The sequence below is a fragment of the Arthrobacter sp. R1-13 genome (assembly GCF_054161475.1).
Map to the genome: position 1 here is coordinate 494,087 of NZ_CP096420.1, position 25,716 is coordinate 519,802.

Here is a 25,716-nt window from a genome sequence, read left to right on the forward strand (position 1 = left end):
CTGAAACAGGCCCCTCAGTAATGCCTGGCGGCTTGGCAGCCAGGCATTACTTGCGCTTAGGCCTGTTGCTACTGTCCGCCGGGCGTACGGAGCACCTGGCGACGTAAAGCCTCGCTTCGCAAGGCTCCACTGCGGACCGCCACCCTGCGCATCGCCTGCCTCCGAAGCCCAGCCGGTCCCGGTAGCGGCCGCGGGTGCATGGCGGGCGATGCTGCTACCCCCTGCCCCGAGCCGAGCCCTGCCAGTACTTCCCTGATGGCATCCAGTGAGGATACCTGGGGTGTCCAGCCGAGAACTTCCTTGGCCCGGGTGGTGTCCATGATGGGAGCCCCTTCCGCCATGTCCACCCAGCCGGCGTCGGTTCGTTGTAAATGGAGCCTCCAGCTGAGATCCGCTGCAGCGTGGACCATGCGTACAGGGATAGGCAACCAGCGCTTTGCGTGGAACAGCGCAGCCAACCCCTGTGGCGTCACCACGGGTTCGGCGGCAATATTGAAGGCGCCCTCCGCTCCGCGGTCAAGAACCCGCCAGTAGGCGTCAGCAACGTCGTCGGCGTGTGCGGCCTGGAAAACAAACTGTGGGGGAACGGGAAGGATGGGCGTCCTGGGTTTGCCCAGCAGGAGTTTCGGGATCAGCGGGCCGAGGAAGTACCTTCCGATCTCGGATCCCGCATCACGCTGGAAAGTCAGACCCGGCCTTAGCCTGGCCACGACAACGGCGGGGTTCTCTGCCATGAAGCTGTCCAGCAGGGCCTCCTGCTCCGCCTTGTGCCTGCTGTAGTGCGAGCCGGGGATGCCGCCAACCGGCCAGCTCTCGTCTACCCTGGATTCCTTGCTGGCCGCCCGGCTGTATGCGCCGATTGAGGAAGCGCACACGATTTGCTTTACGCCGGCATCCCTGGCTGCCCTGAGCATGTTTGCCGTGCCAGTCACGTTGGTGCGGTAGAGCCGGTCCAGATCGTGGTTTGGTTGAACCTGCCATGCGAGATGCACCACTGCATCTGCACCTTTGAGGGCCGCACTGAGCCGGTGTCCGTCTTCTTCTGCCCCAACATCCAGGGCGTGCCACAAAACGCCGTTAAATGGTGGCTTGGAGGAGTCGGGAACGCGTCTGCTCACTCCGACCAGTTCCAGATCAGGCCTGTCCGAACGCTCCTTTTGAAGCCTGCGCAGCACGGCCGTTCCAACATTGCCGCTGCCTCCTACGATAACGACGCGCATCTCGGATGGTCCTTCCGTTCAACTGGTGGCCAGGCTCCAGAAGTGCCAATGGCACCGTTCCCAGGTTCAGACAAGTTCTTCGAATAACGCTACCGGGCATTGTTTAATAAGCAACCTTATGGTTCGCTACTGATAAGTCTTGCCACGGGCTTTTCGAACGCTCCAGCACGAAGGAACGAACGACATGCGGGAAACCCAGCCTTCCCTGCCGTTGCTCCCGGCAACCGGACGAAGCACCCGGCCGGCACAAAACCGGCCTGTACATGCCCGGCCTGCGCACACCCAGCAACGGCACAATCAGCCGGCGCACAATCAGCCGGGGCACAACCAGCCGCGACAGAACCAGCCGCGACAGAACCAGCAAGGCCAGATTCAACTCACGTTCCAGAATCACCTGGTTCTCACCTACCTGGACCTTGCGGAGTCCCTCGCCGCAAGGTTTGTCTCCAGGGGGCGCGAGCGGGCGGACCTGAATCAGGTTGCCTACCTGGGCTTGGTGAAGGCCGCGCGGGGCTTCGATGAGAGCCGGGGCGGGAGTTTCCCCGCTTATGCGACCCCCACCATCACTGGTGAACTCAAACGATACTTGCGGGACCGGTGCTGGGTGGTCCGGCCACCGCGTCACATCCAGGACCTTCGCACGGAGATCCTGCGGACCGAGCCGCTGCTGTCGCAGAGGTTGCGAAGGACGCCCACGGACGCCGAAATCGCCCGGGAACTGGGTGCCGACGTCGCCTCTGTCCGGGAAGCGTTGGCTGCCTCAGCCAGCTTGCGTCCGGACTCCCTGGATGCAGTAGATGTGCACGGTGATGCACCGCCTCCCGTTGAGATGCTTGTTTCTCCGGATGCCTCCCCTGAGCGGCTCGAGGAACTTCTGAGCCTCAGCGAAGCCATCCAGGAACTCAGCGAAGCGGACCGGCAGCTGCTGTACCGGCGCTATTTCCTGGAAGAGTCACAAAGTGAACTGGGCCAGAGAGTGGGGATGACCCAAATGCAGGTCTCGCGACGGCTCTCGAAGATTCTGGTCCAGCTTCAGCAACGGCTGCTCGACGGCGACGTTCACAGCAGGCCCAGGCCGCGGACGGCCTCCAGCACCTCCTGACTGGTCACGCCCAGAATTGCGGGGTCAGGATCAGCGGCAAAGGTGTCTCCACGTCTTGCCTCTGCCTTGGTCAGCACTACATGCGGGCCCGGCGGGGGGCCCCAGATCTCGGGTGGCGCGGGGCCGAACAGCACCACTGACGGCCTGCCGTAAGCGGAGGCCAGGTGTGCTGCCCCGGTGTCGGCCGAGATGACCAGCCGGGCGTCGGCCACGGTTGCAGCGAACTGGCTCAGTGTCAGTTGCCCAGCTACCACCGCAGTAGCGGCGAGGCCAGCCCTGCGGCAGACCATCAACGCCCGCTCGCGTTCGGCTGAGCTTCCTGTAAAAAGGATGCTGTGCCCTGAGGCCGCCAGCTTCCAGGCCACGGAAGCGAACCTGTCGACAGGCCAGAGCCGGCTGCCGTAGGCCGCGCCTACATGAATTACGGTGGCACCGGGCGTATCTGTATGCACTGCCGGACGGTTGAGGCGAAAGTCCAGGGGGTCAGCCTCGATGCCATGCCACTGCAGCAGCCGCGTCCACCGCTCCCGCTCATGGAGATCAGGTTGCCACCGCGGCCCGGCCCTGCGCTCGGAGACGTGGGAAATGGTGTGGCGGGCCCTGAGTTCTTCTATACGCTCTTGGCTTTCCGGGCCGCTTCCGTGCAGGTTGACTGCTACGTCCACGGTGCCGGGCTCGACCGCAATCGGCTCGTCCAGCCCATGGGTCGGCAGAAGTTCAAAACCACCGACGAGCTGGAGTGCCTCGGTCAGCCAGCCCTGGGCAGCATAGCGAAGACGGTGGTCAGGGAAGGCGCGGCGCAACGCGTGCAACGCCGGCACCGCAACCAGCAGGTCTCCGAGTTTGAGGGCCCTCAACACCAGCAGTTCAGGCTTGTCTTGCTGCACCGAATGACCGTTCAATCCGTGTCCTTTCCCCAAGCTTGGAGTCTAGCTCCAAGAGAAGTACTGCCCGACTTGTTTAGCAAGGACTGTAACGGGGAACGGACTGGATATGGGAAGTGACAACTCATTACCGCTTCGGGCTGTCCTGTTCGACCGGGACGGCACGCTGGTACAGGACGTGCCCTACAACGGGAACCCGGACCTGGTGGAACCCATGGGCCATGCCGCCCTTGTTTTGCGGGAGCTGCGCGCACTGGGCCTGGCCACCGGCGTCATCAGTAACCAATCCGGAATTTCCCGTGGTCTCTTGACCCAAAGCCAGGTCAGCAGCGTCAATTCGCGCATCGAGGAGCTGCTGGGGCCCTTCGATGTCTGGGAGATCTGTCCGCATGCGCCCGAGGACGGCTGTGGCTGCAGGAAGCCGGCCCCCGGAATGCTCATTGCCGCCTGCCGCCGCCTGGGAATCTCACCCGGGGAGGCGGCTTACATAGGCGACATCGGCTCTGATCTGGATGCCGCGGTAGCCGCTGGTGTCAGGGGTGTCCTTGTCCCGACCCCGGCGACCCGTACCGAAGAGGTGGAAGCCGCCGTCGGGAACGTTGCCGCCGACCTTAGCGCTGCAATCCGGATGCTCCTGGACGGTCCGCCGTGAGCCGCGTCCTGGTGGCCCGCCTCGACAGCGTTGGCGACGTCCTGCTCGCGGGTCCTGCCGTTCGGGCAGTTGCCCATGGCCGGCGCTCGGGCGCCGGACGGGCCAACGACGTTGTCATGCTGTGCGGGCCCCAGGGCGAAGCGGCGGCGTCCATTCTTCCCGACGTCACCGAGGTCTTCAGCTGGGCGTGCCCTTGGATCGCCAATCCTGCCCCACCTGTGAGCGCACGGCACCTGGACACCCTTACCGACTTCATCCGGCACTCAAGGATTACAGAAGCCGTCATCCTCACGTCCTTTCATCAATCTCCGCTGCCGCTGGCACTGCTGCTGCGCCTGGCCGGAGTCACCCGCATCACCGGCGCCTCAACGGACTATCCCGGCTCTCTCCTGGATGTCAGGCTTCGGCCGGGCGAAGATTTTCCCGAGGATCAACCTGAGGCCGAGCGTGCCCTTGGCATCGCACGCGCCGCCGGATTCGAACTACCCCCGGGCGACGACGGCAAGCTCAAAGTGGTTCCCGTCCCCGACGTCACGGACCTTGTGGGGGAGGAGCCGTACATCGTGGTGCATCCGGGGGCAACAGCGCCTGCACGCGCCTGGCCGCCGCTGCATCATGCTGCTGCCGTGGAACTGCTCGAAGGTGCAGGCCACAGGGTGGTGGTGACCGGCGCTCAGGGTGAAAGGGCGCTGACGGCAACTGTCGCAGGGCCGTCCGGGATCGACCTCGGCGGCCGCACCGACCTGCGGACCCTGTCCGGTGTCCTAGCCCGGGCCAAGGCCGTAGTGACCGGAAACACCGGACCGGCGCACCTTGCCGCGGCTGTGGGAACACCGGTGGTTTGCCTCTTTTCCCCCGTGGTTCCCGCCGTCCGCTGGGCCCCCTACGGAGTTCCGCTGGAGCTGCTGGGTGACCAAAACGCCGCCTGCAGGCTCAGCAGGGCAAGGGAATGTCCGGTACCAGGGCATCCCTGCCTCAGCTCGGTAGCGCCTGAGCAGGTGGCGGATGCTGTGGAACGGCTGATCAGCGGAGTGTCTTCCCTCAGTACCCGGCGAAAGGTCTGGCATCCATGAGAATCCTGATGTGGCATGTTCACGGCTCCTGGACGGACGCGTTCGTCCGCGGACGCCACGAGTACCTCCTGCCGGCCCTTCCCGAAGGAGGTCCATGGGGGCTGGGCCGCGCAGGCAGGAACTGGCCTGCCTCGGTGGCTGAAGTCACGTTGGCCACGTTGGACGCGGACAGCATTGACGCCGTCGTGCTCCAACGGCCTGAAGAGATTGACGAAGTCCAGCGTGTTCTGGGCCGCAGGCCCGGCACGGAGCTTCCGGCTGTGTATGTGGAACACAACACACCGAAGGGTGACGTGCCATGGACAAGCCACCCGCTCTCTAGTCAGAACAACATTCCAATCGTCCATGTAACCCATTTCAACGACCTCTTCTGGGACAGCGGGGCGGCCCCCACTGTGGTGATTGAGCACGGCATCCCGGATCCGGGCTACCTCTACACAGGGGAGACCCCGGATCTGGGCGTCGTGGTCAATGAACCGGTGCGCCGTGGAAGGGTGACAGGCACTGACCTGTTGGCACGATTTGCGTCGGTCGCCCCCCTTCAGGTGTTCGGCATGGGCGGAGACGGGCTGCCGGCTGAAACGGGAATCTATCCGTCGCGGTTGAAGCTTCGCGGGGACTTGCCGACGCCCTCCCTCCACCGTGAACTGGCCCGCTGCCGCGTCTACCTGCATCCGATGCGCTGGACATCTCTGGGACTGTCACTGCTGGAGGCGATGCATCTCGGCATGCCCGTGCTTGTCTTGGCCACGACGGAGGCAGCCCGCGCGGTTCCTCCTGGGGCCGGCGTCGCTTCAACCGAGGTTGAGGAGCTCCGGCGCTGGGCGCACAGGCTGATCCTTGATCCCGAGGAAGCACAGCGGATGGGAGCGGCGGCGCGGGAGGCGGCCCTGGCGAACTACAGCCTGGATGCCTTCCTCGCTGCCTGGGACGAGTTGCTGGACAGCCTTCCGTGCCGGCGTTTCCGGAGGGGACAAGTACTTGTTCCGGCGCAAGAGAGGAAAATGCAATGAGAATATCCATGGTGTCAGAGCACGCGAGTCCTCTGGCCGCGCTGGGCGGAGTGGACGCGGGCGGGCAGAACGTCCACGTCGCAGCTCTCTCAACTGCTCTTTCCCGCCGCGGCCATCACGTCACTGTTTACACGCGCCGCGACGCCGCCGATCTGCCGGCCAGGGTCAGGATTATGCCTCGCCTCGAAGTGGTCCATGTTGATGCGGGTCCGGCGAAGCACGTTCCCAAGGATGAATTGCTCCCCTTTATGGGCAAGCTGGCCGACGGGATTGCACAGGACTGGGGAAGCCGGCGTCCCGACGTGGTCCATGGGCATTTCTGGATGTCCGGACTGGCTTCGCTGGATGCAGCCAGAAGGGGAGACGCAGGCCTGCACGTGCCCGTGGTTCAAACCTTCCATGCCCTGGGAACAGTCAAACGACGCCACCAGGGCGCCCAGGACACCAGCCCTGCAGAGCGCGAGTGGCTGGAACCGTACGTGGGCCGGGCCGCTGACAGGATCATCGCCACGTGCTCGGACGAAGTTTTCGAGCTGAAGGCCATGGGCATCAACACCGGGAAAATCTCAATTGCTCCCTGCGGCGTGGACCTGGAGCTGTTTTCCGCCACAGGCGACTCCGAAACGCGGCCCCGTACCTACCGCATCCTCTCCGTAGGGCGCCTGGTTCCGCGTAAGGGGGTGGATCTGGTGATTCAGGCCTTGCCGCTCCTTCGCGCCGCTGGATTCGACGACGTCGAACTGCTGATTGTGGGCGGCGAGGGTGACGCAGCCGTCACCGGTGCCGATCCGGAAGGCAGCCGGCTCATGGCCGTTGCCCAGGAGCTTGGAGTGGCGAATCAGGTGAGCCTCCGCGGGCAACTGCCCAGGGAGGTTATGCCGGGAATCCTGCGCAGCGCCGACGCCGTGGTCTGCACACCCTGGTATGAGCCGTTTGGAATTGTGCCGCTGGAAGCCATGGCCTGCGGTGTTCCTGTTGTGGCTGCTGCTGTAGGCGGGCTGAGGGACACAGTGGTGGACCGCAAGACAGGACTGCACGTGCCACCGAAGGATCCGGAAGCCATTGCGGCTGCGGTGGCGGAACTGCTCGGGGCCCCGGGGCTGCGCTCCGACCTTGGCAAGGCCGGGGAGAAGCGTGCCAGGTCCCGCTATTCCTGGGACAGGGTGGCAGCGGAATCGGAGAAGGCCTATCAACAGGCAATGGCAGGAAACGCCGCATCCCGTCAGCTGGAGCATGTGAAAGGAGCAGCGCTGTGACTACTGAATGGAAGGTCAAGGAGGGTGCCGTTCCGGCATTGCTTCCGTTCCCACCCTTGGCAACCGTGCCCTTGGTGGATAGCAACGGCAATCAGTCACTGGCGGCTGTGCAGGCTCACCTGCAGAATGTCCTCCCGGCCTTGGAATCCCTGCGCGGCCAGGCCGATCGGCTCGCTTCCTGGGGGCAGGAGCTGGCGCAGCGGCTGCTGCGCGGCCAGCGGCTTCTCGCCGCCGGCAACGGCGGTTCGGCTGCCGAGGCCCAGCACCTGACGGCCGAGCTGGTAGGAAGGTTCGACGGCGAGAGGGTGCCGTTTTCGGCCATCAGCCTGCATGCGGAGACGTCGGCCGTGACAGCCATTGCCAATGATTACGGGTTTGAGGAGCTCTTCGCCCGCCAGGTCAGGGCCCATGGCAGGTCAGGGGATGTGCTGATCCTGCTCTCGACGAGCGGCAAAAGCCCCAACCTCCTGAGGGCTGCTGAAACCGCCGCCGCCCTGAACATCAGCACATGGGCCTTGACAGGACCTGGCCCCAATCCCCTTTCAGAAGCCTGCGATGAAGCGGTGGTTGTTGACGCCATTTCAGCCAATGCGCAGGAGGGGCATTTGATTGCACTGCACGCAATCTGCCGGGCGTTTGACGCTGAAGTATCGAGGCGGGCAGCGGGCTTTACGGCCGGCTCTCCTGCGCACTTTCGGTCCGGGGAGGTCCGGCCGTGAGGATAGTGGTGGTGGGGGATGTGCTGCTGGACGTTGATCTCGCCGGCCACGCCACGCGTCTGTGCCCGGACGCCCCAGTTCCCGTAGTGGACGTTGGGTCTGTCCAGCGCCGGGCCGGGGGTGCAGGGCTCGTGGCGAAGATGCTGGCCGCTGACGGGCATCACGTCACCCTGGTGACTGTCCTGTCCGACGACGAATCCGCCTCGCATCTGGAACGTGCCCTGGACGGAGTCACCGTCATCGCCGGACCGTCGGGAGCGCCGACGCCTGTCAAGACCAGGGTGCGGGCCGACGGCCACCCCGTTGTCCGCTTTGACGAGGGCTGCGAGCCCCCACCGGTGCCTGCGGTCACCCAACCGATGCTGCACGCTCTCGAACAGGCCAAGGCGATTGTGGTGGCGGACTACGGCAGGGGACTGACGGCCGCGCCGGAGCTTCGGATGGTCCTGGAGTCCCTGGCTTCGCAGATCCCCATCGTCTGGGACCCGCATCCGGCAGGGACCCAGCCTGTCCACGGCGTCCAGGCCGTGACCCCCAACCTGAGTGAAGCCCGTGGTTTCTCGGCACGGCCAGGGGAGCTCACGGGCAGTGAGCCCAAGGGTGGTGAACGAAGCGAAGACCCCGGGTACATTGCGGCGGCACTCTTGCGGAACTGGCACAGTAAAGCGGTGCTGGTGACGATGGGGGCGCGCGGAGCCGTGCTCGTGCGGGAGGACGGCAGGCCTGCCTTGACCATTCCCGCGCCCGCAACCTCAGTGTCAGACCCCTGCGGTGCCGGCGACCGCTTGGCCGCCAGCCTCGTTGTGCACCTGCTGGCCGGCCACAATGTGGATGATTCCGCTGTCCTGGCCGTCCGGGAGGCAGCAGCGTTCCTCGGAGCAGGCGGCGTTGCCACTCTGGCGGGGGAACGCCAACCCGTGAAGCTGCACGGCAGCGGTACCGATGCCCTGGCCCTTGCCCGCAATGTGCACGAGGCGGGCGGGACTGTGGTTGCTACAGGGGGCTGCTTCGACCTGCTGCATGCTGGTCATACACGGGCGCTCGCCGCTGCACGGAAGTTGGGGGATTGCCTGATTGTGTGCCTGAACTCGGATGAATCAGTACGCCGCATCAAGGGCGAGCACCGGCCCATCATCAGCCAGGAGGACCGAACAGAGATGCTCCTTGCCCTCGAATATGTGGACGCCGTGATGGTGTTCGATGAGGACACGCCCATGCTATGCCTGGACAAGCTGCGGCCGGATCTATGGGTCAAGGGCGGAGACTATGACGTCACGGAATTGCCGGAAGCAGCGCTCGTTGAAAGCTGGGGCGGGCGGTGCACCACCGTTCCTTACCACCCTGCCAGATCGACGTCGAACCTTGCGGAAGCGCTCTTGAAAGTTGGCTGAGCGCCCCACTTTTCACCAACGGAAGGAAAACCATGACTGCAGAATCAATGCGCCCCGGCCGCGTACTGGTGACGGGGGGAGCCTCCGGACTCGGTGCCGCCGTCGTCGACGCCGTCCTGAAAGCCGGCGGGACCCCCGTGGTGTTGGACCGCGACATCAGCAACGTCTCGGCCGTAAAGGCTTACGAAGTGGACGTCTCTGACCGGAGGGCAGTCGAGGAGGCGGTGCGGCAGGCGGCGGAGACCCTTGATGGACTTGATGCCGTGGTCACCGCTGCCGGGATTGACCGCTGCGGAAAACTGGAGGACGTGGCCGCGGAGGATTGGGAGAAGGTCATCGGGGTCAATCTATTGGGTACGGTCTCTGTTGTCCGCGCAGCCCTGCCGTACCTGAAGGCGTCCCGAGGCAGGGCGGTGACCGTCGCGTCCACCCTGGGAAAGCGGGCGCTGCCTGAGGCCTCGGCCTACTGCGCCTCAAAGTTCGGAGTGGTGGGCTTCAGCCACGCTCTGGCAGCCGAGACGGGCGGCGAGATAGGCGTCACCACCATGATCCCAGGCGGAATGAAAACCAGATTCTTCGATGACCGTCCGGAACAGTACAAACCCCAGGACGACTCCCGCTTGAATGATCCGGCCAACGTGGCACAGGCCATTCTTTTTGTGCTGTCACAGCCTCAAGGATGTGAAATCCGGGAGATGCTCATCTGCCACGAAGACGAGGGCTCCTGGCCGTAAGGCCCCGAACGTCCTCATAGACTGCGGTGACCGCAACCTCCTCCACCAGGGAGTCGTTATGGCTGCAGCGGGGGGCCGTCCAGCCGACCTGGGTCACATCAATCCCGCAACTTGGACATTTCGTGGTCCAGGAGGCATGCACGCGGTGGAGGCTCCGGCCCAGAGCGCCGGCGTTGATAACGTTTCCTGCCCAGTAAATGCCGACAGTGGGAGCGCCTAACGCCTGAGCCAGGTGCCGGGGCCCGCTATCATTGGCCACCATCACGGTGCATCTGGCCAGCAGTGCTGCCAGTCCGGACACATCAAGCTCGCCTGCTACTGACCTGACCATCCCGGGGGAGGAGACGGCGGCGAGTTCCCTGATCCGTTCAGCGAGTGGTTGCTCACTCGAATCGCCCACGATCAGCACCTGGCATCCATCAGCCGCGCAGGCCGCGGCCAGTTCCGCGAACCGTTCGGCAGGCCAACGCCGCCGAGGATCCGTAGCGCCGGGGTGGATCACAACCAGCGCCTGGGCCTCGTTGTTCACCAGGGCCTCATCCACGCTGGCGGACGGGGCCAGTCTCGCCTCAAGGTCAACGGGAGGGGCTCCTGCAAAGCCCGCCACCTCCAACGCGCGGAGCGGCTCATTCTGGTAATAGAGGTAGGGGACTGTGCGCTCCAGGCTTGCCGCGTCCACTGTCCGCGTGCCCACCGTGTGGCGGGCTCCCAGCCGCAGCAGGAACGGATTGGAGTAGCGTCCTCCTCCGTGGAGCTGCACGGCGAGGTCAAACTCTTCTGCACGCATCTCAGCAAAAAAGCGTTCCAACCCTTCCGGGTCCTCTTCGCCCGGACGGACCCCTTCTGCATAGGGCAGGATGCGCACACTATCGATGGGCCCGACAGTCGCCTCGACCACCTGCTGATGGATTGGCGTTCCAAGCAGGGTGACTTCCGCCCCGGGATAGGCAGTTTTGAGCGCGGCGATGGCGGGAACGGCGAACAGCAGATCCCCGAGCCCGCCTCCGCGGAGCACAGCAATCCTCGAGATTCCCTCGAACTTTTCCAGGACGGGGCCAACTCCGGTTCCAACAATGCCCGCTCCACCAAAATCTGCCGTCAGCTGCTCCACTCTGCTCTCCTTATGCTGCTGATCGTCTCTTTGGAGGGCTTGGCCGCCGCTCCCCGTGGAGCCACCATACGGCCCTTCAGCGGCCTCTGGCTACTGGCAAAGTACCCTCCCGTTCCGCTCCAAAATGAGTCTCTGTTTCGGTGTCTAAAGGGCATGATGAAGGGGTACGGAAACGGGATAAGAACGTCTTGCAGACCCACTGCTTCCCACCCCTTACCCGGGGCTGGTCAGCGCCTGCCGAGGAGGAACGCCATGTCCACAGTTGTCCAGCGAGCCCGTACCGCCGCCGTGGAAGGAATCACCATTTACGATCCCCGGACCGGAGATCTGCTGGGTACCTTACAGGAGGCGGCTCCGTTGGATATCCGGCGAGCGGTGAATGCTGCCCGCGACGCCCAGGAAGAGTGGGGTGCCACGTCTCCCTCTGACCGCGGAAGGTATCTGAGGGAAGCCGCGCTCGCCTTGGACTCGGCGGCGGCCAAGCTGGCTGATTTGAACGCCCGGGAGACCGGCAGGCCGGTGGAAGAAGCTTTGGCCGGAATCGCGGCAGGTGTATCAACACTGGAGCAGTATGCGGAGCTTGGGCCTGTCCATCGCGGACACAGTCTGAGGGGTAATCTCCTGGCGTCTGACTACACCGTCGCCGAACCCCGTGGCGTTGCTGCTCTTTTGACTCCCTGGAATGATCCGGTGGCTGTCGCCTGCGGCCTTATCGGGGCGGCCCTGGTGACCGGGAACACCGTAATCCATAAGCCCAGCGAACGGTGCCCGCACCTCGGCCGCCTGCTTGGCGAGGTTCTGGCTCCGGTATTTCCGCCGGATGTCCTCATAACCCTCACCGGGGGCCCGGAGATCGGGACGCTTCTCACAGAGCAGGCGGGAGTGGCAGTGGTGGCGCACGTAGGTTCCAGCGAAGCAGGGGCGCAGATCGCCCGCACTTCGCTGCAGAACGCCGCGCACGTGATCAGGGAAAACGGCGGCAACGATCCCCTGCTGGTGGATGACGACGTCGATCCCGTCTGGGCGGCCAGGCAAGCTGCCATCGGCGCGTTCAGCAACAGCGGGCAGATCTGCACCTCAGTAGAGCGGATCTACGTTCACCGCTCCATAGCGGAGGCATTCTGCACAGCCCTGGAAGCGGAAGCGCGCCAACGGAATGAGGCCGGTGCGTTGGCTCCGCTTGTGGATCTCCGCATGCGGGAGGCCGTTCACCAGCAGGTGGAGGCTGCCGTGGAGCAGGGAGCCCGCGCGGTCGAAGGCGGCGAGGTTCCGGAGGGCCCGGGTGCTTTTTACCCGGCCACCGTCCTCGTGGACTGCACCGGAAGCATGGACATTATGACAAAAGAGACGTTCGGGCCGGTGGCACCAGTGCAGGTGGTGGACAGCTTCGACGAGGGCCTTGCCCTGGCTGCGAGCGGGCGCTATGGCTTGGCCGCCACGCTACTGACGGGAAGGATCGCCCACGCCCAGCGCGCCATCGCCGGGCTGCCGGTCGGCACGGTCAAGATCAACGAGGTCTTTGGCGGGGCGCCCGGCGGCTCTGCCCAACCGCGTGGCGAGAGCGGCGATGGCTTCGGGTACGGGCCGGAGCTGCTGGATGAATTCACCCGCGTCAAGGTGGTCCATATTGCTGCCGCCCCTGAAACTGCCCCTTCCCCGGAAGCTGATTCTTCTGTTGGAGCTGACTCCGCTCCCCACGTTGCCGCTCCGGCGAGCATTGCGCTTGTTCGCACAGAAGGCGCCGCCGTAGTAGACGGCAGCGTGGACGGTCAGCCATGACGGAACTCTCCGAGCAGCGGGGACTCGCGGAATGGCTGCCCGGCAGGCTCGCCGCTACCTCTCCCGCCATTACTGTGATGGGCGACGTCATGCTTGATGGCTGGTGGAGCGGCGCCATCAACCGTTTGTGCCGTGAAGCCCCGGCACCGGTGGTGGAAATCAACCGGAGGGACTTTGCACCCGGTGGCGCCGCCAATACCGCCATGAACCTGGCTGCCTTGGGGGCCCGGGTCAGGATCGCGGGAATCATCGGCCGGGACGAGGCAGGCCGGGAACTCAAGCGGCAGCTGCAGGACGCAGGTGTGGACGTCAGGAATCTGGTGGACCACGCGGACATGGTGACCACTACCAAGACCCGCGTCAGCAGCGGCGGGCAGGTCCTGCTCCGTTTCGATGATGCCGCCCGGGCCATTCCGCTAGAGGCGTTGAATACGCTGGCGGACGCAGTGGCCGATTCCGTTAGGGGCCAGGATGCCGTTGTTCTGTGCGATTACAGTTCCGGCGCGCTTGAAGGTCCGGTCCGGAGCGCCCTCCTGGATGTGCTCTCCGGCCGGCAGACTGGACTTCTCACGGTGGTGGACGCGCATGATCCCCGCCCGTGGGCCCACCTTCAACCGGACCTTGTGACTCCCAATGCGCAGGAGGCAGCACGGCTGCTGGATCTTCGTTTGTCCGACGACGACGACCGTCCCTCCGTCATCGAGAGCAACCGGGACCGCCTGATTGAAGCAACGGGGGCAAAGGCCGTGGTGGTCACTCTGGACCGGGACGGCACGTTGCTGCTGCCCGCGGCCGGCACCACCCACCGCACCTGGGCGCGGCCAGCTACCGAAAAGCAGGCTTCGGGGGCCGGGGACACCTTCGTGGCTGCCCTGACGTTGGCTCGGACCGCCTCCCTGCCCCTCACCACCAGCCTTGACCTCGCCCAAGCTGCCGCCGACGTCGTGGTTCACCATGCCGGCACCTCGGTCTGCGGCACAGCGGAGCTTAGCCGGTACCTCGAAAGCTTCGCGGATACTGCCCTCAGCGCTGAGGAGCTGGTGCGCCATGTCCAAGGTCACCGCAGCGAAGGCCGCAGGATCGTCCTGACGAACGGATGCTTCGACGTGCTGCACCGCGGCCACACAAGGTACCTAAACCAGGCTAAGCAATTGGGTGACATCCTGGTGGTTGCGCTCAACAGCGACGATTCCGTGCGGAAGCTCAAAGGTCCCGGCCGGCCGATCAACACGGTGGCTGACCGGGCAGCCGTCATCGCCGCGCTGAGCTGCGTGGACTACGTGACAGTCTTCGACACCCCTACCCCCATCCCGTTGATCGAGATGGTCCAGCCCGAGATCTACGCCAAAGGCGGTGACTACACTCCGGAAATGCTCGCCGAAACCCCGGCTGTTGAACGTTATGGCGGCAAAGTTACCATCCTGGACTACGTCGCCGAGTTGTCCACCACCGCTGTCGTGGAGCGAATCAGGAAGGGCGATAGCGCTGCTCTTGGAGACAGTGCCGTTGACGGTGCCGTTAGTGGCGGTGCTGTGACCTAGCGTTCCTGCATCAGCGCTTAGGGTTAAGGCATGAGTAAAGCAGTGGCCGGCTGATGGGGCGGAAGGGCAGAGCCGGTAAAACCGCCGGAAGTGCGATGGCCGGAAAGTCAGTGCCGGGAGTGGTTGAAATACCCAAGGGAACCCGTCCGGCAGGACCTGCGGAAGGTGTCTATTACATCGATACCGGTGACTGCCAGCTCATCGCTGACCAGGACAACTCAACGGGTTGGCTCCTGCGGATCAACGGTGTGATGAGCTCCCACATCGACCTGGCCGACCCGCTGCTTCTCGAATTCGAATACATGCGCTGGATGTCCGCTTTGGTTGAATCACGTTGGCCGGCGGAGTCCAAGCCAAAGCTGCGGCTTCTGCACCTTGGCGGTGGCGCGTGCTCCCTGGCCCGATACTTCCATGCCTCGTATCCTGAGGCGCGCCAAGTGGTGGTGGAACTGGACGGCAAGCTGGCTGAATACGTCCGCGGCTGGTTCGATCTGCCGAAAGCCCCCATGCTTCGCCTGCGAGTAGGGGAAGCCCGCGAGGTCACGGAAACCCTCACCGCGCAAACGAGGGACGTCATCATCCGGGATGTCTTCGCCGGGGCATTCACGCCGCGGCCGCTGACCACCAGGGAATTCAACCAGCACGCCCGCCGGGTCCTCGCGCCGGGAGGAATCTACATTGTGAACTCCGGAGATGCGCCTGACCTGAAAAACGCGAGGGAGGACGCCGCCACCATTGCGGCTACCTTCGAGCACACCATGATTATTGCGGACCCGGCCATGCTGAAGGGCCGCCGCTACGGCAACATGGTGATGGCCGGGAGCGACCAGCCGTTCGACGACGATCCCCAACTGACCCGCCGGCTCCTCGGCGGCGGCGTTCCTGCCCACATCTGGGACGACGCCAAGGTGCGTGCTTTTGCCGCTGGAGCACCGATCCGCCACGATCCTGTCGAGCTGCAGGATCCGATGGAAACCGTGGCCGTCCCCTAGGTAATCCCCTGGGCCATACCCAGCAGTGCCTTGCGGTGCGCCACCGTCTGCTCGCGCAAGGCATGGACGACGGCGGCGACGGCGGGCCGGCGCATGGAATCCGGCCGCAGGACCATCCAGTAGGGGAGTCGCTCGGCAAACTTCCCAGGCATCAGCCGCACCAGATCCTCATGAAGGTCCCCCATGAAGCACGGCAGGAAACCGATGCCGGCTCCGGCCCGGGTGGCCTCCACATGGACGAAGACATTCGTGGAGCTGAGTCCATCCTTCATCTCGGGAACCAGTCTGCGCGGAGCATCCAGGTCATCCACCTGCAGCATGGAGTCCACAAAGTAGACCAGGGGATGTACGGCCAGTTCCGCCACTGTGGCCGGGGTTCCGTTGGCGGCGAGATATCTCCTCGAGGCATACATTCCGAGCACATATTCACCCAAACGGAACGCTTCTGCACGGTGGACCTGCGGTTCTCCGACCACAACCTCAATGTCCAGGCCCGAGCGCTGCTGCAGTGCCCGCCTGGTCACGGTGACGATTTCCACACTCAGCCCGGGGTGGTTTTTGCGCAGCCGCGCCACTGCCGGGGCGGCGATATAGGCGCTGAAGCCATCGGTAGCGGTCATGCGGACCACGCCGGTAATCGGGTCAGGTGCCCTGCCAGACGGCCCCAGCGTATCGACGGCCGCCTCCACCTGCTCGGCAACGGCGACAGCCTGGGCGCCCAGTTCGGTCAATTCCCAGCCCCCCGCTGCGCGCGCCAGCACCCGGCCTCCGAGAGTCTTTTCCAATGCCGCTATCCTGCGTGAAACGGTGGTGTGGTTCAGCCCGAGAGCCTGGGCCGCCGTCGTGAATTTTGCCGAGCGGGACACCGCGAGCAGCACCAGCAGGTCGTCAGGATTAATGTCCATATCTGCAATTCTGCACACGAGCGGTGCTTCATTGCCCATTGAACCGCGACATTTGGAAAGTAATACTCAGGAATGCACAAACCTGCCTGGTGGGAGGGGGTGGAGTTAAGGATTGATTGACCCATAGAGAAGGAAAACATGCTGAACGGCAGGAAAGCGCTGGTCACGGGCGGCGCGAGCGGAATCGGAGCGGCGTGCGTGCGGGCCCTTGCGGAGGCAGGGGCAAAAGTAGTCGTCGCCGACGTCGACCAGGCCGGCGCCACCACTTTGGCAGACGAAGTGGGCGGCACAGCCTGGGCAGTTGACCTGCTTGACGTGGGATCGTTGGAGTCACTGAGCCTGGACTGCGACATTCTTGTCAATAACGCCGGAATCCAGCGAATCAACCCCCTGCACGAGTTTGACCCCGCTGATTTCCGTCACCTCCTGGCCCTCATGCTGGAAGCACCGTTCCTCCTCATCCGTGCAGCGCTGCCGTACATGTACGCCAACGGCTTTGGGCGCATCATCAATGTCTCCTCGGTCCACGGGATCCGCGCGTCTCCCTTCAAGGGAGCCTATGTCGCCGCCAAACACGGGCTCGAGGGGCTGAGCAAGGTGGCGGCCCTTGAAGGAGGGAAGTACGGGGTCACGTCCAACTGCATCAACCCGGGCTACGTCCGCACGCCGCTGGTGGAATCGCAGATAGCAGATCAAGCCAAGGCCCACGGTATTCGGGAGTCCGAAGTCCTGGCCAAGGTCATGTTGACCGAGAGCGCAGTGAAGCGCCTCGTTGAACCTGAGGAGGTAGCTTCACTGGTTGCCTGGCTGGCCTCCGAGCAGGCCGGGATGGTGACCGGTGCCAGCTACACGATGGATGGCGGCTGGTCAGCCCGGTAGTCCTCGGGAGGGTTGAATCGTGGGGAGGACGATAGCGGTGGGGTCGGCCGGGAACTATGTTTTAGTGCCAGTCAGGGCAAGGGTTCCGCCCAAGCCGATCATCATCACACCGCCGGTAGTTCCCACAGCCGCAACCCTGCGGGGGGAGCGCGCAAACCATTGCCGCGCAGTCCCCGCGGTAAGGGCCCAGGCGCTGTCGGACACCACGGCTATCAGCAGGAACACCAAGCCCAGCGTGGCAAGCTGCCACGGGATCGCGCCCGCGGAGTAGTCCACGAACTGCGGCAGAACGGCCACGAAAAACATCAATGACTTTGGATTGGTGGCCCCCACAAGGGTGCCTTCCCTGAGGATCCGTCCCGTGGAGGATCCGCGGACCGGCTCCGCCGTCGTCGTTCCCTGTCCACGATGCCTGATGGCGCGGATGCCCAAGTAGACCAAATACGCTGCGCCAGCGAACTTGATCGCAGTGAACAGCACTACCGACTGGGTCAGGACGACGCCGAGGCCCACGGCCACCGCTGCCACCTGGACAAGTTCTCCGAGGGTATTGCCCAGGACACTCAGCAACCCCCCTTTGCGTCCAAGGGCCAGGGAGCGGCCCACGACAAACAGGACACTCGGGCCGGGAATGGCAATGAGCACAAAGGCAGCAAGTGAGAAAGCAACGAGGTTACTCAAGGGGACCATGTTTGATGGTAGTCCTCGGCCTTGGCTTTGGTCAGCACCTGTAGGTTCTCACCCGCTGGTTCTCAGTGCGGACCGCGGGACTCGGCGTCAGCCAGCCGCTTTTCGCCGGTCCCGACCGAGGAGAATAAGTTCCCTGGCAACAGCTTCCAGGCGATCGGCGCGGGTAGCAGGCATTCTCTTCGGGCGTTTCAGTCCGGGCTCACAGTGGTGAGGCACTGCGGGGACGCGGGAGAGGGCTGGTTGCTCAGGCCCGGGCTCGGAGGCAGGTCCGGAAGGACAGAGAGGGTCATGGAAGATCAGCTCGGGTCCAATTGGAGAGAGAGCTCCGGCCAACAATGCCTCAGCCAAGGAACATCCCCAGATCAACATGCACGGCGAAGAGCAGGGAGCTCAGGGCAACGATCCCGGTACAGACCTGCAACAGGGAGCTGCCACTGAATGCCTTCCGCCGCCTTGCGTGTGGAGCTGAGCGCGGAGAGCGTAAAACTGCGCATGAGCTGGTCAGGAGTGCGGCGGCGATGAGTACCGCCAGGCTCAACATGACGCCCACGAAGATACACCAACGTTTAGTAACATTCTCGTCCACCTTTCCGTTTCCACCCTTGTACATTGGACGAAATGTCCTCAGCGAGTCTATCGTCAACTGTTGACAATTACTAGAGGGAAAACAGATTTACTCGATTCTCGATGCCGCGCAGCACGGACCGGACGGCAGCAGCTCTGATGCCGCCCGGGTTTCCTTGAACGAGGTGGTCTCCGGAGTGTTTGGAGCTAGGCCCGAGGCGTTTTTAGGGCCTTCTCTTCCCTCTGTGCGGTGAGATCGTCAACGGCCGATTGCATGTGCCGCTTGATGGCCTTGAGGAGCCCTGCTTTGTTGCCCGCCGCAAGGAGATCCAGCAGGTTCTGGTGTTCCTCCACCAGGGCGTCTACGCGGGGATAGGCCACTTCCAGGTTGAGGATGCACATTCTCGATTCCGCTGCCAGGGTCTGGTAAATCCGGATCAGCCGCGAGTTGCCTGTGCCGGACACGAAGGCGGTGTGGAATTGCATGTCCAGCCGGGCAATTGCCTGCCAGTCTGATACAGCAACCTGCTTTGCCATGTCTTCGATGATGCCCGTCAGGATCTGGCAGGTGTCCTTTATCCGTTCCGCGCCGGCGGCCAGCAATGCCTCAGCAGCCGTTGTTTCCACAGCTTCGCGTACCGCATAGATTTCCTTGATGTCGTCGTTGGAGAGCTCCAGGACGAACACCCCCCGGTTGCGATGGCTGACGAGGAGCCCCTCCTGGGACAGCCGCTGCAGTGCCTCACGGACCGGGCCCCTGGAGGAATGCAACTGGCCTGCCAGGACAGATTCATTGATCTGCTCACCTGGGCGGAAGATTCCCTGGACAATCTGTTCCCGCAACTGATCAGCGATCAGCTGCGCGGTGGGTCTTCCTTCCAGTGCAAACAGTCCCTCAGGTGCCGCCATTGCTATCCCCTCACTTCATTCTTGGGCTATTACCTTCATAGACAGTATTGGACTCGGAGCCCTACACGCAGCATCAGGCGCGAGGCTTGGCAGAATCACTTTTCTGAAGCGCTCCTGTCATGTCCCCCTGAACCGTTGGGGTCTCACGAACTCGAGGCCCTCAAAGGTCCGCTTGCCCAACGCCTCGTTTGCTGCGATCTGGCCGTAGCCGGTAGCCATTTTGAAGCCCGCTCCGGAGAACCCGGTGGCGCAGTAGATTCTGCTCTCTTGGTTCAGCGGGCCGAGCAGGGGATTCCCGTCGGCTGTATAGAGGTCCGGAAAGGCGTCGGAGCGGACGATGTTGGGGAAGAGGCCAGGGAAGAACTCCGTGACGGTTTCGGTGGTCTCTGTGATTTCTGCCTGGGTCAGTTCTCTGGGTACTGCGTCAGCGACCGGGGTTGCTCCGCCGCGGCCATCGAGGGTCGCCTTGACGGTTGCACCATCGACGCTTGGAGCCCCGTACATGGACTGGTCACCGGAGATTCTGATGAAGATGGGGAACCGTTCCGGGGAAAATTCCACTGGATCCCGGGCGACGAACCAGGTCAGGAAAATCCGTTTGGGCTGAGTGGCCTTTTGCAGGTAGTCCGGCATGAGCTTCCCGGACCACCCGCCGGAGGAGATGATGACGTTCTCGAAAGTCCAGGACTTCCCGCCTGAGGTGATGATGACGCCGTCGGCCGTGTCGGTGATGCTGTCGATGGGCGTGTTGGTGTGGATCGTTGCGCCGTTCGCATTGGCTGCGGCGATGGCGGCAGTGACTGCCCGGTCCGTGCGCAAGGCACCGCCATAAGGGTCGTGGACGGCGACGTCATCAGCGCGGAGGTTGTGCTGCGGGTAGCGTTCGGCCATCTCCTCGCGGCTGAGGATTCCGTGCTCAGCCCGGTTGATCCTGGTGGTTTCCAGCAGCTTGGGGATGTAGGGGCCGTCCGTGGTGCCGATGGAGAGTCCGCCGCACCTTGTAAGGATGTTCTGGCCGGTCTCCGCCTCAAGTTCGGCCCAGAGATCGCGTGACCGCTGCAGGATGGGGTAGTAGTCCGGCACCCCGCGGTAGAGCATGCGGAAGAGCCTGGTGTCGCCGCCAACGGCACTGCGGGCATGGGCGGGTACTTGGGCTTCGAAGCCGACGACGGAATCGGACAGGCGCGAGGCCTGCCAGAGCGCCATGGAACCGATGCTGCCCAGGCCGATGACGGCGAGTTGTCCGTCCACTAGAGCACCTTGTCCATTAGAGCACCTTGTCCAGAAAGGCCTGGGTGCGGGCTTCCTTGGGGTCGGCGAGAACTTCACGGGCGTCGCCGCGTTCCACAACAAAACCGTCGTCCATGAAGATCAGCGAATCGGCCACTTCGCGGGCGAAGCCCATTTCGTGGGTGACCACCACCATGGTCATGCCCTTCTTCGCGAGCTCCTTCATGACGGCGAGCACCTCGCCCACTTTTTCGGGATCCAGTGCGCTGGTGGGCTCATCAAACAAGATGATGCTGGGTTCCATTGCAAGCGACCTGGCCATCGCTACCCGTTGCTGCTGGCCGCCGGAGAGCTGCGCGGGAAAGTAATCTCCAAACCCGCTCAGTCCGACACTTGTGAGCAGTTGATGGGCCTGCTTGGCGGCTTCCTGCCTGTCGCCGCGCTTCACCAGGACCGGCCCGGACATGATGTTTTCCTGGGCGGTCATGTTCGGGAACAGGTTGAACTGCTGGAAGACCATGCCCACCCTGGTGCGCTGCTCAGCCAGCTTCTTGCGGCTCACGGCGTGGTAGGCGTGTGCCGTCTCGAAATACCCGAAGTCCTCGCCATTGACCTTCAGGACGCCGGAATCCACCGTCTCCAGGCCGTTGATGCAGCGTAGCAGCGTCGATTTACCGGAACCACTGGGTCCGATGATGCAGCAGATCTCGCCACTGGCTATTTCCAGGTCGATGTCGTTCAAGACTGTCTTGGCGCCGAAGGACTTCCGGATTCCCCGGCCAAGAATCGTTCCGTCGTCGCTCATCGGGCAATACCTTCCTGGTCAGTGAGCACAACGGGTTTGGCCTTCCGGGGAAGCCTCGAGGTTGCCCGGGAGTATTTCTGTTCGAGCTTGGACTGCGGGTAGCTCAGCAGAAGCGTCATCACGAGGTACCAGAGGCTGGCGACAATCAGCAGCGGAATGGTCTCGTAGGTGCGGGCGTAGATGAGCTGAGCGCTTTGAAGCAGTTCCGCGACGCCCAGGACACTGACGAGCGAGGTTTCCTTGAACATCCCGATGACCTGGTTTCCGGTGGCCGGGATGATCGAGGGCATAGCTTGGGGAATGATGACCTTGCGCATCTTCATGGAGCCGCTCATGCCCAGAGAATCTGCTGCTTCAATTTGGCCCTTGCCGACGGCGGAGAACCCGCCACGGATGATCTCGGCCATGTACGCGGCCTCATTCAGGGTCAGGCCCACCAGCGCCGCCGTGATGGGCGCCATAAGCGTATTCATATCGATTGCTGTACTGATGTCGGTAAACGGAATTCCGATCGACAGGTTCGGGTAGAGCGCAGCAACGTTGAACCAGAAAATCAGCTGCACCAGGACAGGCGTACCGCGGAAAATGGTGATGTAAACGCCCGCCGTGGCTGCAATCGGTTTGATGCTGGAGGACCTCATGATCGCCAGCGCCAGCCCGAGGAGGGTTCCGAGGGCCATGCTGGCCACTGTCAGGAAGATGGTGAGCATGAGCCCGCGGATGATTGTTTCATGGGTAAAGTACCGGGCCACCACACCCCACTTGAAGTTGGGGTTGGTTGATACGGAGATCAGGATGCCCAGCCCTACGAGGGTGGACAGCACCCATGCGATGTACTCGAAGGTACTTCGACGCCTTAGCCGGGGTTTGAGGGCCGGGTCCATGGCACCCGTGAATGTCTCATTTGATTGACGAACTATTTTCAACACGAGCGTCCCTCTAGTTGAGCTTGGCTTCGGTTATGGCGCCTTCTTCAAGGCCCCAGTTGGCGAGTGACTTCTTGTATTCGGGGCTGTCAAGAACGGACTGAACAGCGGCTTGCAAGGCGGGCGTCAATGGCGAGTTCTTTTTCAGAGCAACGGCAACCACATGATCCGAACGGGTGTCCACCTGTGGAGTGAGAACAGTGAAAGTATTCGGCTGCTGCTCGTCTGCCCAGACGAGTGAAACGGTGTCGTACAAGATGCCGTCAACGCGCTTGGAGGCCAGCTGCGTCAGGGCCTCCTGGATGTTGGGAAGCGTTGTTCCATTGATGGCAGGCTTGCCCTTCTCCTCGCAGGTCCACTTCGAGACGTTCGGCAGGTGCTTCAGCTGGGCGTTTGAGCCCTTGGTGACAGCAATGTTCCGGCCGCACATATCGTCGTTGCTGATGTTGAGGGGATTACCGTGGGCAACTGCGACAGAAAGTCCTCCGTTGAAGTAGTCGATCATGTCCAGGACTTTCAGGCGCTCCTCCGAGGGGGACATTGTGGTGGCGGTGAAGTCATAGCGGCCGCCGTCGATACCGGGAATGATCGTGTCGAACGCGGTGTTCTCGAACTTCAGCTTCAGTCCAAGCTTCTTGGCAATCAGGCGCGCCATATCCGGGTTCAGCCCGATAGGGGTGGTGTTGTCATCAGCCAGGAATGTCGTCGGCGGGTAGTGCAGATCCATTGCCACCGTCACCTCTCCCTCGTCCTTGAAGGACTGCGGCAGGAGCTTGACGGCGGCCTCGTCAGGCTGGACCCCTTCTGAGATATCGGCGGTGTTCGAGGTCTTGGAGCCGTTACCACCGGGGTCGTTGCTGGCGCTCGGGCCGCATGCGCTGAGTACCATCAAGGCTGTCGCTGCTGCAGCTAAAGCCCTGACTTTGTTTCTGGGTTTCATGCTTACCTCCTTTGCACGTCCCCCTGCCGCTCTGTAGTTACAATGCAACCACCCAAATAGCACATCGTCGACAGTTCACATGATCTTTCTTTGCGGGATCTCCTTGGGGGTGGCCAGTAAGCAAAGAGAAGGCCAGATCCGGTGGATCTGGCCTTCTCGCGGATGGAATTGTGCCGGAGGCTTAGACGGTGCTTTCCTGATCTTCTGCGGACGACGTGAGATCCTCAACGGCCTTTTGCATGTGCCGTGCGATGGCATCGTGGAGGGCTTCCCTATCGCCGGCCGCCAGGAGATCCAGAAGGTTCTGGTGTTCCTGGACCAGAACGTCGATCCTGGGGTAGGCGACGGCGAGATTGAGGATACACATCCTCGACTCCGCTGCGAGGGTCTCGTAAATGCGGATGAGGCGGGTGTTGCCTGCGCCGGACACGAAGGCGGTGTGGAACTGCATATCCAGCCGCGCAATTGCCTGCCAGTCCGATACCGCTACCTGCTTGGCCATGTCTTCGATGACTGATGTCAAGACCTGGCAGGTGTCGTCCACCTGGTCCTGGCCCGCATCCAGCAGTGCGTCCGCAGCGGTTGTTTCCACAGCCTCGCGCACCGCGTAGATCTCCCTGATGTCGTCAATGGCAAGCTCCAGGACGAACACTCCCCGGTTCCTGCGGCTGACCAAGATCCCCTCCTGACACAGCCGCTGCAACGCCTCACGGACTGGTCCCCGTGACGTGTTGAGCTGGCTTGCAAGGACAGATTCATTGATCTGTTCTCCCGGACGGAACATCCCCTGGACAATTTGTTCGCGCAGTTGGTCTGCGATCAGCTGCGCTGTGGGTCTTCCCTCCAGTGCAAACAGTGCTCCTGGTGCCGCCATTGACATCCCCCTCGTCTCACTTTTCGGCATTACTGCATAATTTCTAGATTGCTATTGCGGTGTATTTGTATTCAAGGAATTCCTCGATGCCGATCTTTCCGCCTTCGCGTCCGAGTCCGGATTGCTTGATGCCGCCGAAGGGGGCGATCGGGTTGGAGACGAGGCCGGTGTTGATGCCGACCATTCCGACTTCGAGTTCGGCGGAGAACCGCAGGGCCTTGGCGGTGCTTTCGGTGAACACATAGCCCACCAGGCCCCATTCGGTGTCGTTGGCCACGCGCAGCACCTCGTCTTCGCTATCGAAGGTGGTGATCGCGGCTACGGGCCCGAAGATCTCAGTGTTCATCAGGTCCGCGTCCAGGCTCACCTCGGTCAGGACGGTGGGGGTGTAGAAGTAGCCGGGACCTTCGGGACGGTTCCCGCCGGTGAGGACGCTGGCGCCCTTGGCCACGGCGTCGGCGACGAGGCTTTCGACCTTGTCCAGGCCCTTCTGCTCGATCAGGGGGCCGACGTCGGTTCCGGCCAGGGCGCCGTTGCCGACCTGCAGTTCGGACATTTTCTTGGCGAACTTCTCGCTGAATTCGGTGACCACTGAGCGGTGCACGAAGAAGCGGTTCGCTGCGGTGCACGCTTCACCCATGTTCCGCATCTTGGCCTTCATGGCCCCGTCGACGGCCTTCTCGATGTCGGCGTCGGCCAGGACGATGAACGGGGCGTTGCCGCCCAGTTCCATCGACGAGCGCATCACGTTCTCCGCCGCCTGCTTCAGCAGGATCTTCCCCACCCCGGTGGAGCCGGTGAAGCTGATCTTGCGGGCGATGCCGCTGGCGGTCCAGTTCTCCACCACGGGGGCGGCGCTGGCGGTGGTCACGACGTTCAGCACACCGTCCGGCAGGCCCGCCTGGCGGAAAATGTCCACCAGGGCAAGGGAAGTCAGCGGGGTCAGTTCGGCAGGTTTGAACACCATGGTGCAGCCGGCCGCGACCGCGGGGGCGATCTTGCGCGCCCCCATGGCCAGCGGGAAGTTCCACGGGGTCACCAGCACCGAGGGACCCACGGGTTCCTTGGTGATCATAATCCGGGTGTTGCCGTCCACCGAGGTGGTGTTGTCCCCGCCGATCCGGACAGCCTCTTCCGAGAACCAGCGGAGCATCTCGGCCCCGTACACCACCTCACCCTTCGCCTCGGCCAGCGGCTTGCCCATCTCAGCGGTCATGATCGCAGCCAACCGGTCGGTGTTGGCAATGACCAGCTCAAAGGCACGGCGCAGGATGTCCGCCCGTTCCCGCGGCGTGGACTTGCCCCACGCTGCCTGGGCGCGGCCCGCTGCCTGGATGGCCAGGGCAGCATCTTCGGGACCACCATCGGCGACGTGGGCAATGACTTCATTTGTGGCCGGATTCTCAACAGGGAACGTCGCCCCGCTGCTGGCCTTCTGCCAGGCGCCATCTATGAACAGGTCGGTGTAGAGGGTACTGGAATCAAATGAAGTGCTCATGTCACGCTTTCAATGATGGAAGGGAAGGA

At 63.2% G+C, this 25,716-nt stretch carries 24 protein-coding genes; 12 read left to right on the forward strand and 12 right to left on the reverse strand.

From position 1 onward, the window contains the following. Positions 1-68: 68 nt before the first annotated feature. A complete protein-coding gene (locus M1D88_RS02440) occupies positions 69-1,220 on the reverse strand; it encodes an NAD-dependent epimerase/dehydratase family protein (RefSeq protein ID WP_458113034.1) in 1,152 nt (383 codons plus the stop codon). Positions 1,221-1,404: 184 nt separating this feature from the next. Here M1D88_RS02440 and M1D88_RS02445 point away from each other — a divergent pair, with 184 nt between their 5' ends. Continuing rightward, the gene (locus tag M1D88_RS02445; RefSeq protein ID WP_458113035.1) at positions 1,405-2,322 is read left to right on the forward strand and encodes a sigma-70 family RNA polymerase sigma factor; all 918 of its coding nucleotides are present in this window, start codon (positions 1,405-1,407) and stop codon (positions 2,320-2,322) included. Here the strand turns inward: M1D88_RS02445 and M1D88_RS02450 are convergent. Then, entirely contained in the window at positions 2,280-3,242 is a 963-nt protein-coding gene (locus M1D88_RS02450) for a glycosyltransferase family 9 protein (protein WP_458113036.1), read from the reverse strand. The two genes, M1D88_RS02445 and M1D88_RS02450, sit on opposite strands and share 43 nt — an antisense overlap. A gap of 73 nt (positions 3,243-3,315) precedes the next feature. Here M1D88_RS02450 and M1D88_RS02455 point away from each other — a divergent pair, with 73 nt between their 5' ends. Genes M1D88_RS02455 through M1D88_RS02485 form a run of 7 tightly spaced genes read left to right on the forward strand, consistent with a single transcriptional unit; the run spans position 3,316 to position 10,044 of the window. After that, a complete protein-coding gene (locus tag M1D88_RS02455; RefSeq protein WP_458113037.1) occupies positions 3,316-3,858 on the forward strand; it encodes a D-glycero-alpha-D-manno-heptose-1,7-bisphosphate 7-phosphatase in 543 nt (180 codons plus the stop codon). Continuing rightward, the gene (locus M1D88_RS02460) at positions 3,855-4,931 is read left to right on the forward strand and encodes a glycosyltransferase family 9 protein (protein ID WP_458113038.1); all 1,077 of its coding nucleotides are present in this window, start codon (positions 3,855-3,857) and stop codon (positions 4,929-4,931) included. The genes M1D88_RS02455 and M1D88_RS02460 overlap by 4 nt, the downstream gene beginning before the upstream one ends. After that, positions 4,928-5,944 carry a glycosyltransferase gene (locus M1D88_RS02465; protein ID WP_458113039.1) on the forward strand — a complete coding sequence of 339 codons (1,017 nt, stop codon included), beginning with the start codon at positions 4,928-4,930 and terminating at the stop codon, positions 5,942-5,944. The genes M1D88_RS02460 and M1D88_RS02465 overlap by 4 nt, the downstream gene beginning before the upstream one ends. After that, positions 5,941-7,200, forward strand: a complete 1,260-nt coding sequence (locus M1D88_RS02470; RefSeq protein WP_458113040.1) for a glycosyltransferase — start codon at positions 5,941-5,943, stop codon at positions 7,198-7,200. Before M1D88_RS02465 ends, M1D88_RS02470 begins: the two co-directional genes overlap by 4 nt. A 56-nt stretch (positions 7,201-7,256) precedes the next feature. Next, positions 7,257-7,919 carry a D-sedoheptulose-7-phosphate isomerase gene (locus M1D88_RS02475; RefSeq protein ID WP_458114611.1) on the forward strand — a complete coding sequence of 221 codons (663 nt, stop codon included), beginning with the start codon at positions 7,257-7,259 and terminating at the stop codon, positions 7,917-7,919. Continuing rightward, a complete protein-coding gene (locus tag M1D88_RS02480) occupies positions 7,916-9,310 on the forward strand; it encodes a PfkB family carbohydrate kinase (protein ID WP_458113041.1) in 1,395 nt (464 codons plus the stop codon). Before M1D88_RS02475 ends, M1D88_RS02480 begins: the two co-directional genes overlap by 4 nt. Before the next feature lie 32 nt (positions 9,311-9,342). Then, on the forward strand, positions 9,343-10,044 hold the full coding sequence (locus M1D88_RS02485; protein WP_458113042.1) for an SDR family oxidoreductase: 702 nt from the start codon (positions 9,343-9,345) through the stop codon (positions 10,042-10,044). Here M1D88_RS02485 and M1D88_RS02490 read toward each other — a convergent pair. Further along, entirely contained in the window at positions 10,010-11,155 is a 1,146-nt protein-coding gene (locus tag M1D88_RS02490) for a glycosyltransferase family 9 protein (RefSeq protein ID WP_458113043.1), read from the reverse strand. The genes M1D88_RS02485 and M1D88_RS02490 overlap by 35 nt on opposite strands. A 252-nt stretch (positions 11,156-11,407) precedes the next feature. Here M1D88_RS02490 and M1D88_RS02495 point away from each other — a divergent pair, with 252 nt between their 5' ends. The 3 genes from M1D88_RS02495 to M1D88_RS02505 all read left to right on the forward strand — a co-directional run bounded on the left by M1D88_RS02495 (position 11,408) and on the right by M1D88_RS02505 (position 15,467). Further along, entirely contained in the window at positions 11,408-12,934 is a 1,527-nt protein-coding gene (locus M1D88_RS02495; protein ID WP_458113044.1) for an aldehyde dehydrogenase family protein, read from the forward strand. Continuing rightward, complete coding sequence (gene rfaE2 / locus M1D88_RS02500) at positions 12,931-14,475, forward strand: D-glycero-beta-D-manno-heptose 1-phosphate adenylyltransferase (RefSeq protein ID WP_458113045.1); 1,545 nt, start codon at positions 12,931-12,933, stop codon at positions 14,473-14,475. Before M1D88_RS02495 ends, rfaE2 begins: the two co-directional genes overlap by 4 nt. Positions 14,476-14,570: 95 nt before the next feature. Continuing rightward, positions 14,571-15,467 carry a spermidine synthase gene (locus M1D88_RS02505; protein ID WP_458113046.1) on the forward strand — a complete coding sequence of 299 codons (897 nt, stop codon included), beginning with the start codon at positions 14,571-14,573 and terminating at the stop codon, positions 15,465-15,467. On the opposite strand, the gene M1D88_RS02510 is transcribed toward M1D88_RS02505, so the two are convergent. Next, complete coding sequence (locus M1D88_RS02510; RefSeq protein ID WP_458113047.1) at positions 15,464-16,372, reverse strand: LysR family transcriptional regulator; 909 nt, start codon at positions 16,370-16,372, stop codon at positions 15,464-15,466. The genes M1D88_RS02505 and M1D88_RS02510 overlap by 4 nt on opposite strands. A gap of 138 nt (positions 16,373-16,510) precedes the next feature. Here M1D88_RS02510 and M1D88_RS02515 point away from each other — a divergent pair, with 138 nt between their 5' ends. Continuing rightward, positions 16,511-17,251, forward strand: coding sequence for a 3-hydroxybutyrate dehydrogenase (locus M1D88_RS02515; protein WP_458113048.1), 741 nt, complete (start codon positions 16,511-16,513; stop codon positions 17,249-17,251). 54 nt (positions 17,252-17,305) lie between these two features. On the opposite strand, the gene M1D88_RS02520 is transcribed toward M1D88_RS02515, so the two are convergent. The 8 genes from M1D88_RS02520 to M1D88_RS02555 form a co-directional block, all read right to left on the reverse strand. After that, positions 17,306-17,941, reverse strand: coding sequence for a LysE family translocator (locus tag M1D88_RS02520; protein ID WP_458113049.1), 636 nt, complete (start codon positions 17,939-17,941; stop codon positions 17,306-17,308). 771 nt (positions 17,942-18,712) lie between these two features. Further along, a complete protein-coding gene (locus M1D88_RS02525; RefSeq protein WP_458113050.1) occupies positions 18,713-19,414 on the reverse strand; it encodes a GntR family transcriptional regulator in 702 nt (233 codons plus the stop codon). A 117-nt stretch (positions 19,415-19,531) separates the two neighbouring features. Next, complete coding sequence (locus M1D88_RS02530) at positions 19,532-20,665, reverse strand: FAD-dependent oxidoreductase (protein ID WP_458113051.1); 1,134 nt, start codon at positions 20,663-20,665, stop codon at positions 19,532-19,534. 16 nt (positions 20,666-20,681) lie between these two features. Continuing rightward, a complete protein-coding gene (locus M1D88_RS02535; RefSeq protein ID WP_458113052.1) occupies positions 20,682-21,449 on the reverse strand; it encodes an amino acid ABC transporter ATP-binding protein in 768 nt (255 codons plus the stop codon). After that, complete coding sequence (locus tag M1D88_RS02540; RefSeq protein ID WP_458113053.1) at positions 21,446-22,378, reverse strand: amino acid ABC transporter permease; 933 nt, start codon at positions 22,376-22,378, stop codon at positions 21,446-21,448. The genes M1D88_RS02535 and M1D88_RS02540 overlap by 4 nt, the downstream gene beginning before the upstream one ends. Positions 22,379-22,388: 10 nt before the next feature. Next, positions 22,389-23,315, reverse strand: coding sequence for an ABC transporter substrate-binding protein (locus M1D88_RS02545; RefSeq protein ID WP_458113054.1), 927 nt, complete (start codon positions 23,313-23,315; stop codon positions 22,389-22,391). 181 nt (positions 23,316-23,496) lie between these two features. Further along, positions 23,497-24,189, reverse strand: coding sequence for a GntR family transcriptional regulator (locus M1D88_RS02550; protein ID WP_458113055.1), 693 nt, complete (start codon positions 24,187-24,189; stop codon positions 23,497-23,499). Positions 24,190-24,232: 43 nt separating this feature from the next. Continuing rightward, positions 24,233-25,687, reverse strand: a complete 1,455-nt coding sequence (locus M1D88_RS02555; protein ID WP_458113056.1) for an NAD-dependent succinate-semialdehyde dehydrogenase — start codon at positions 25,685-25,687, stop codon at positions 24,233-24,235. Between the last annotated feature and the right edge of the window lie 29 nt (positions 25,688-25,716).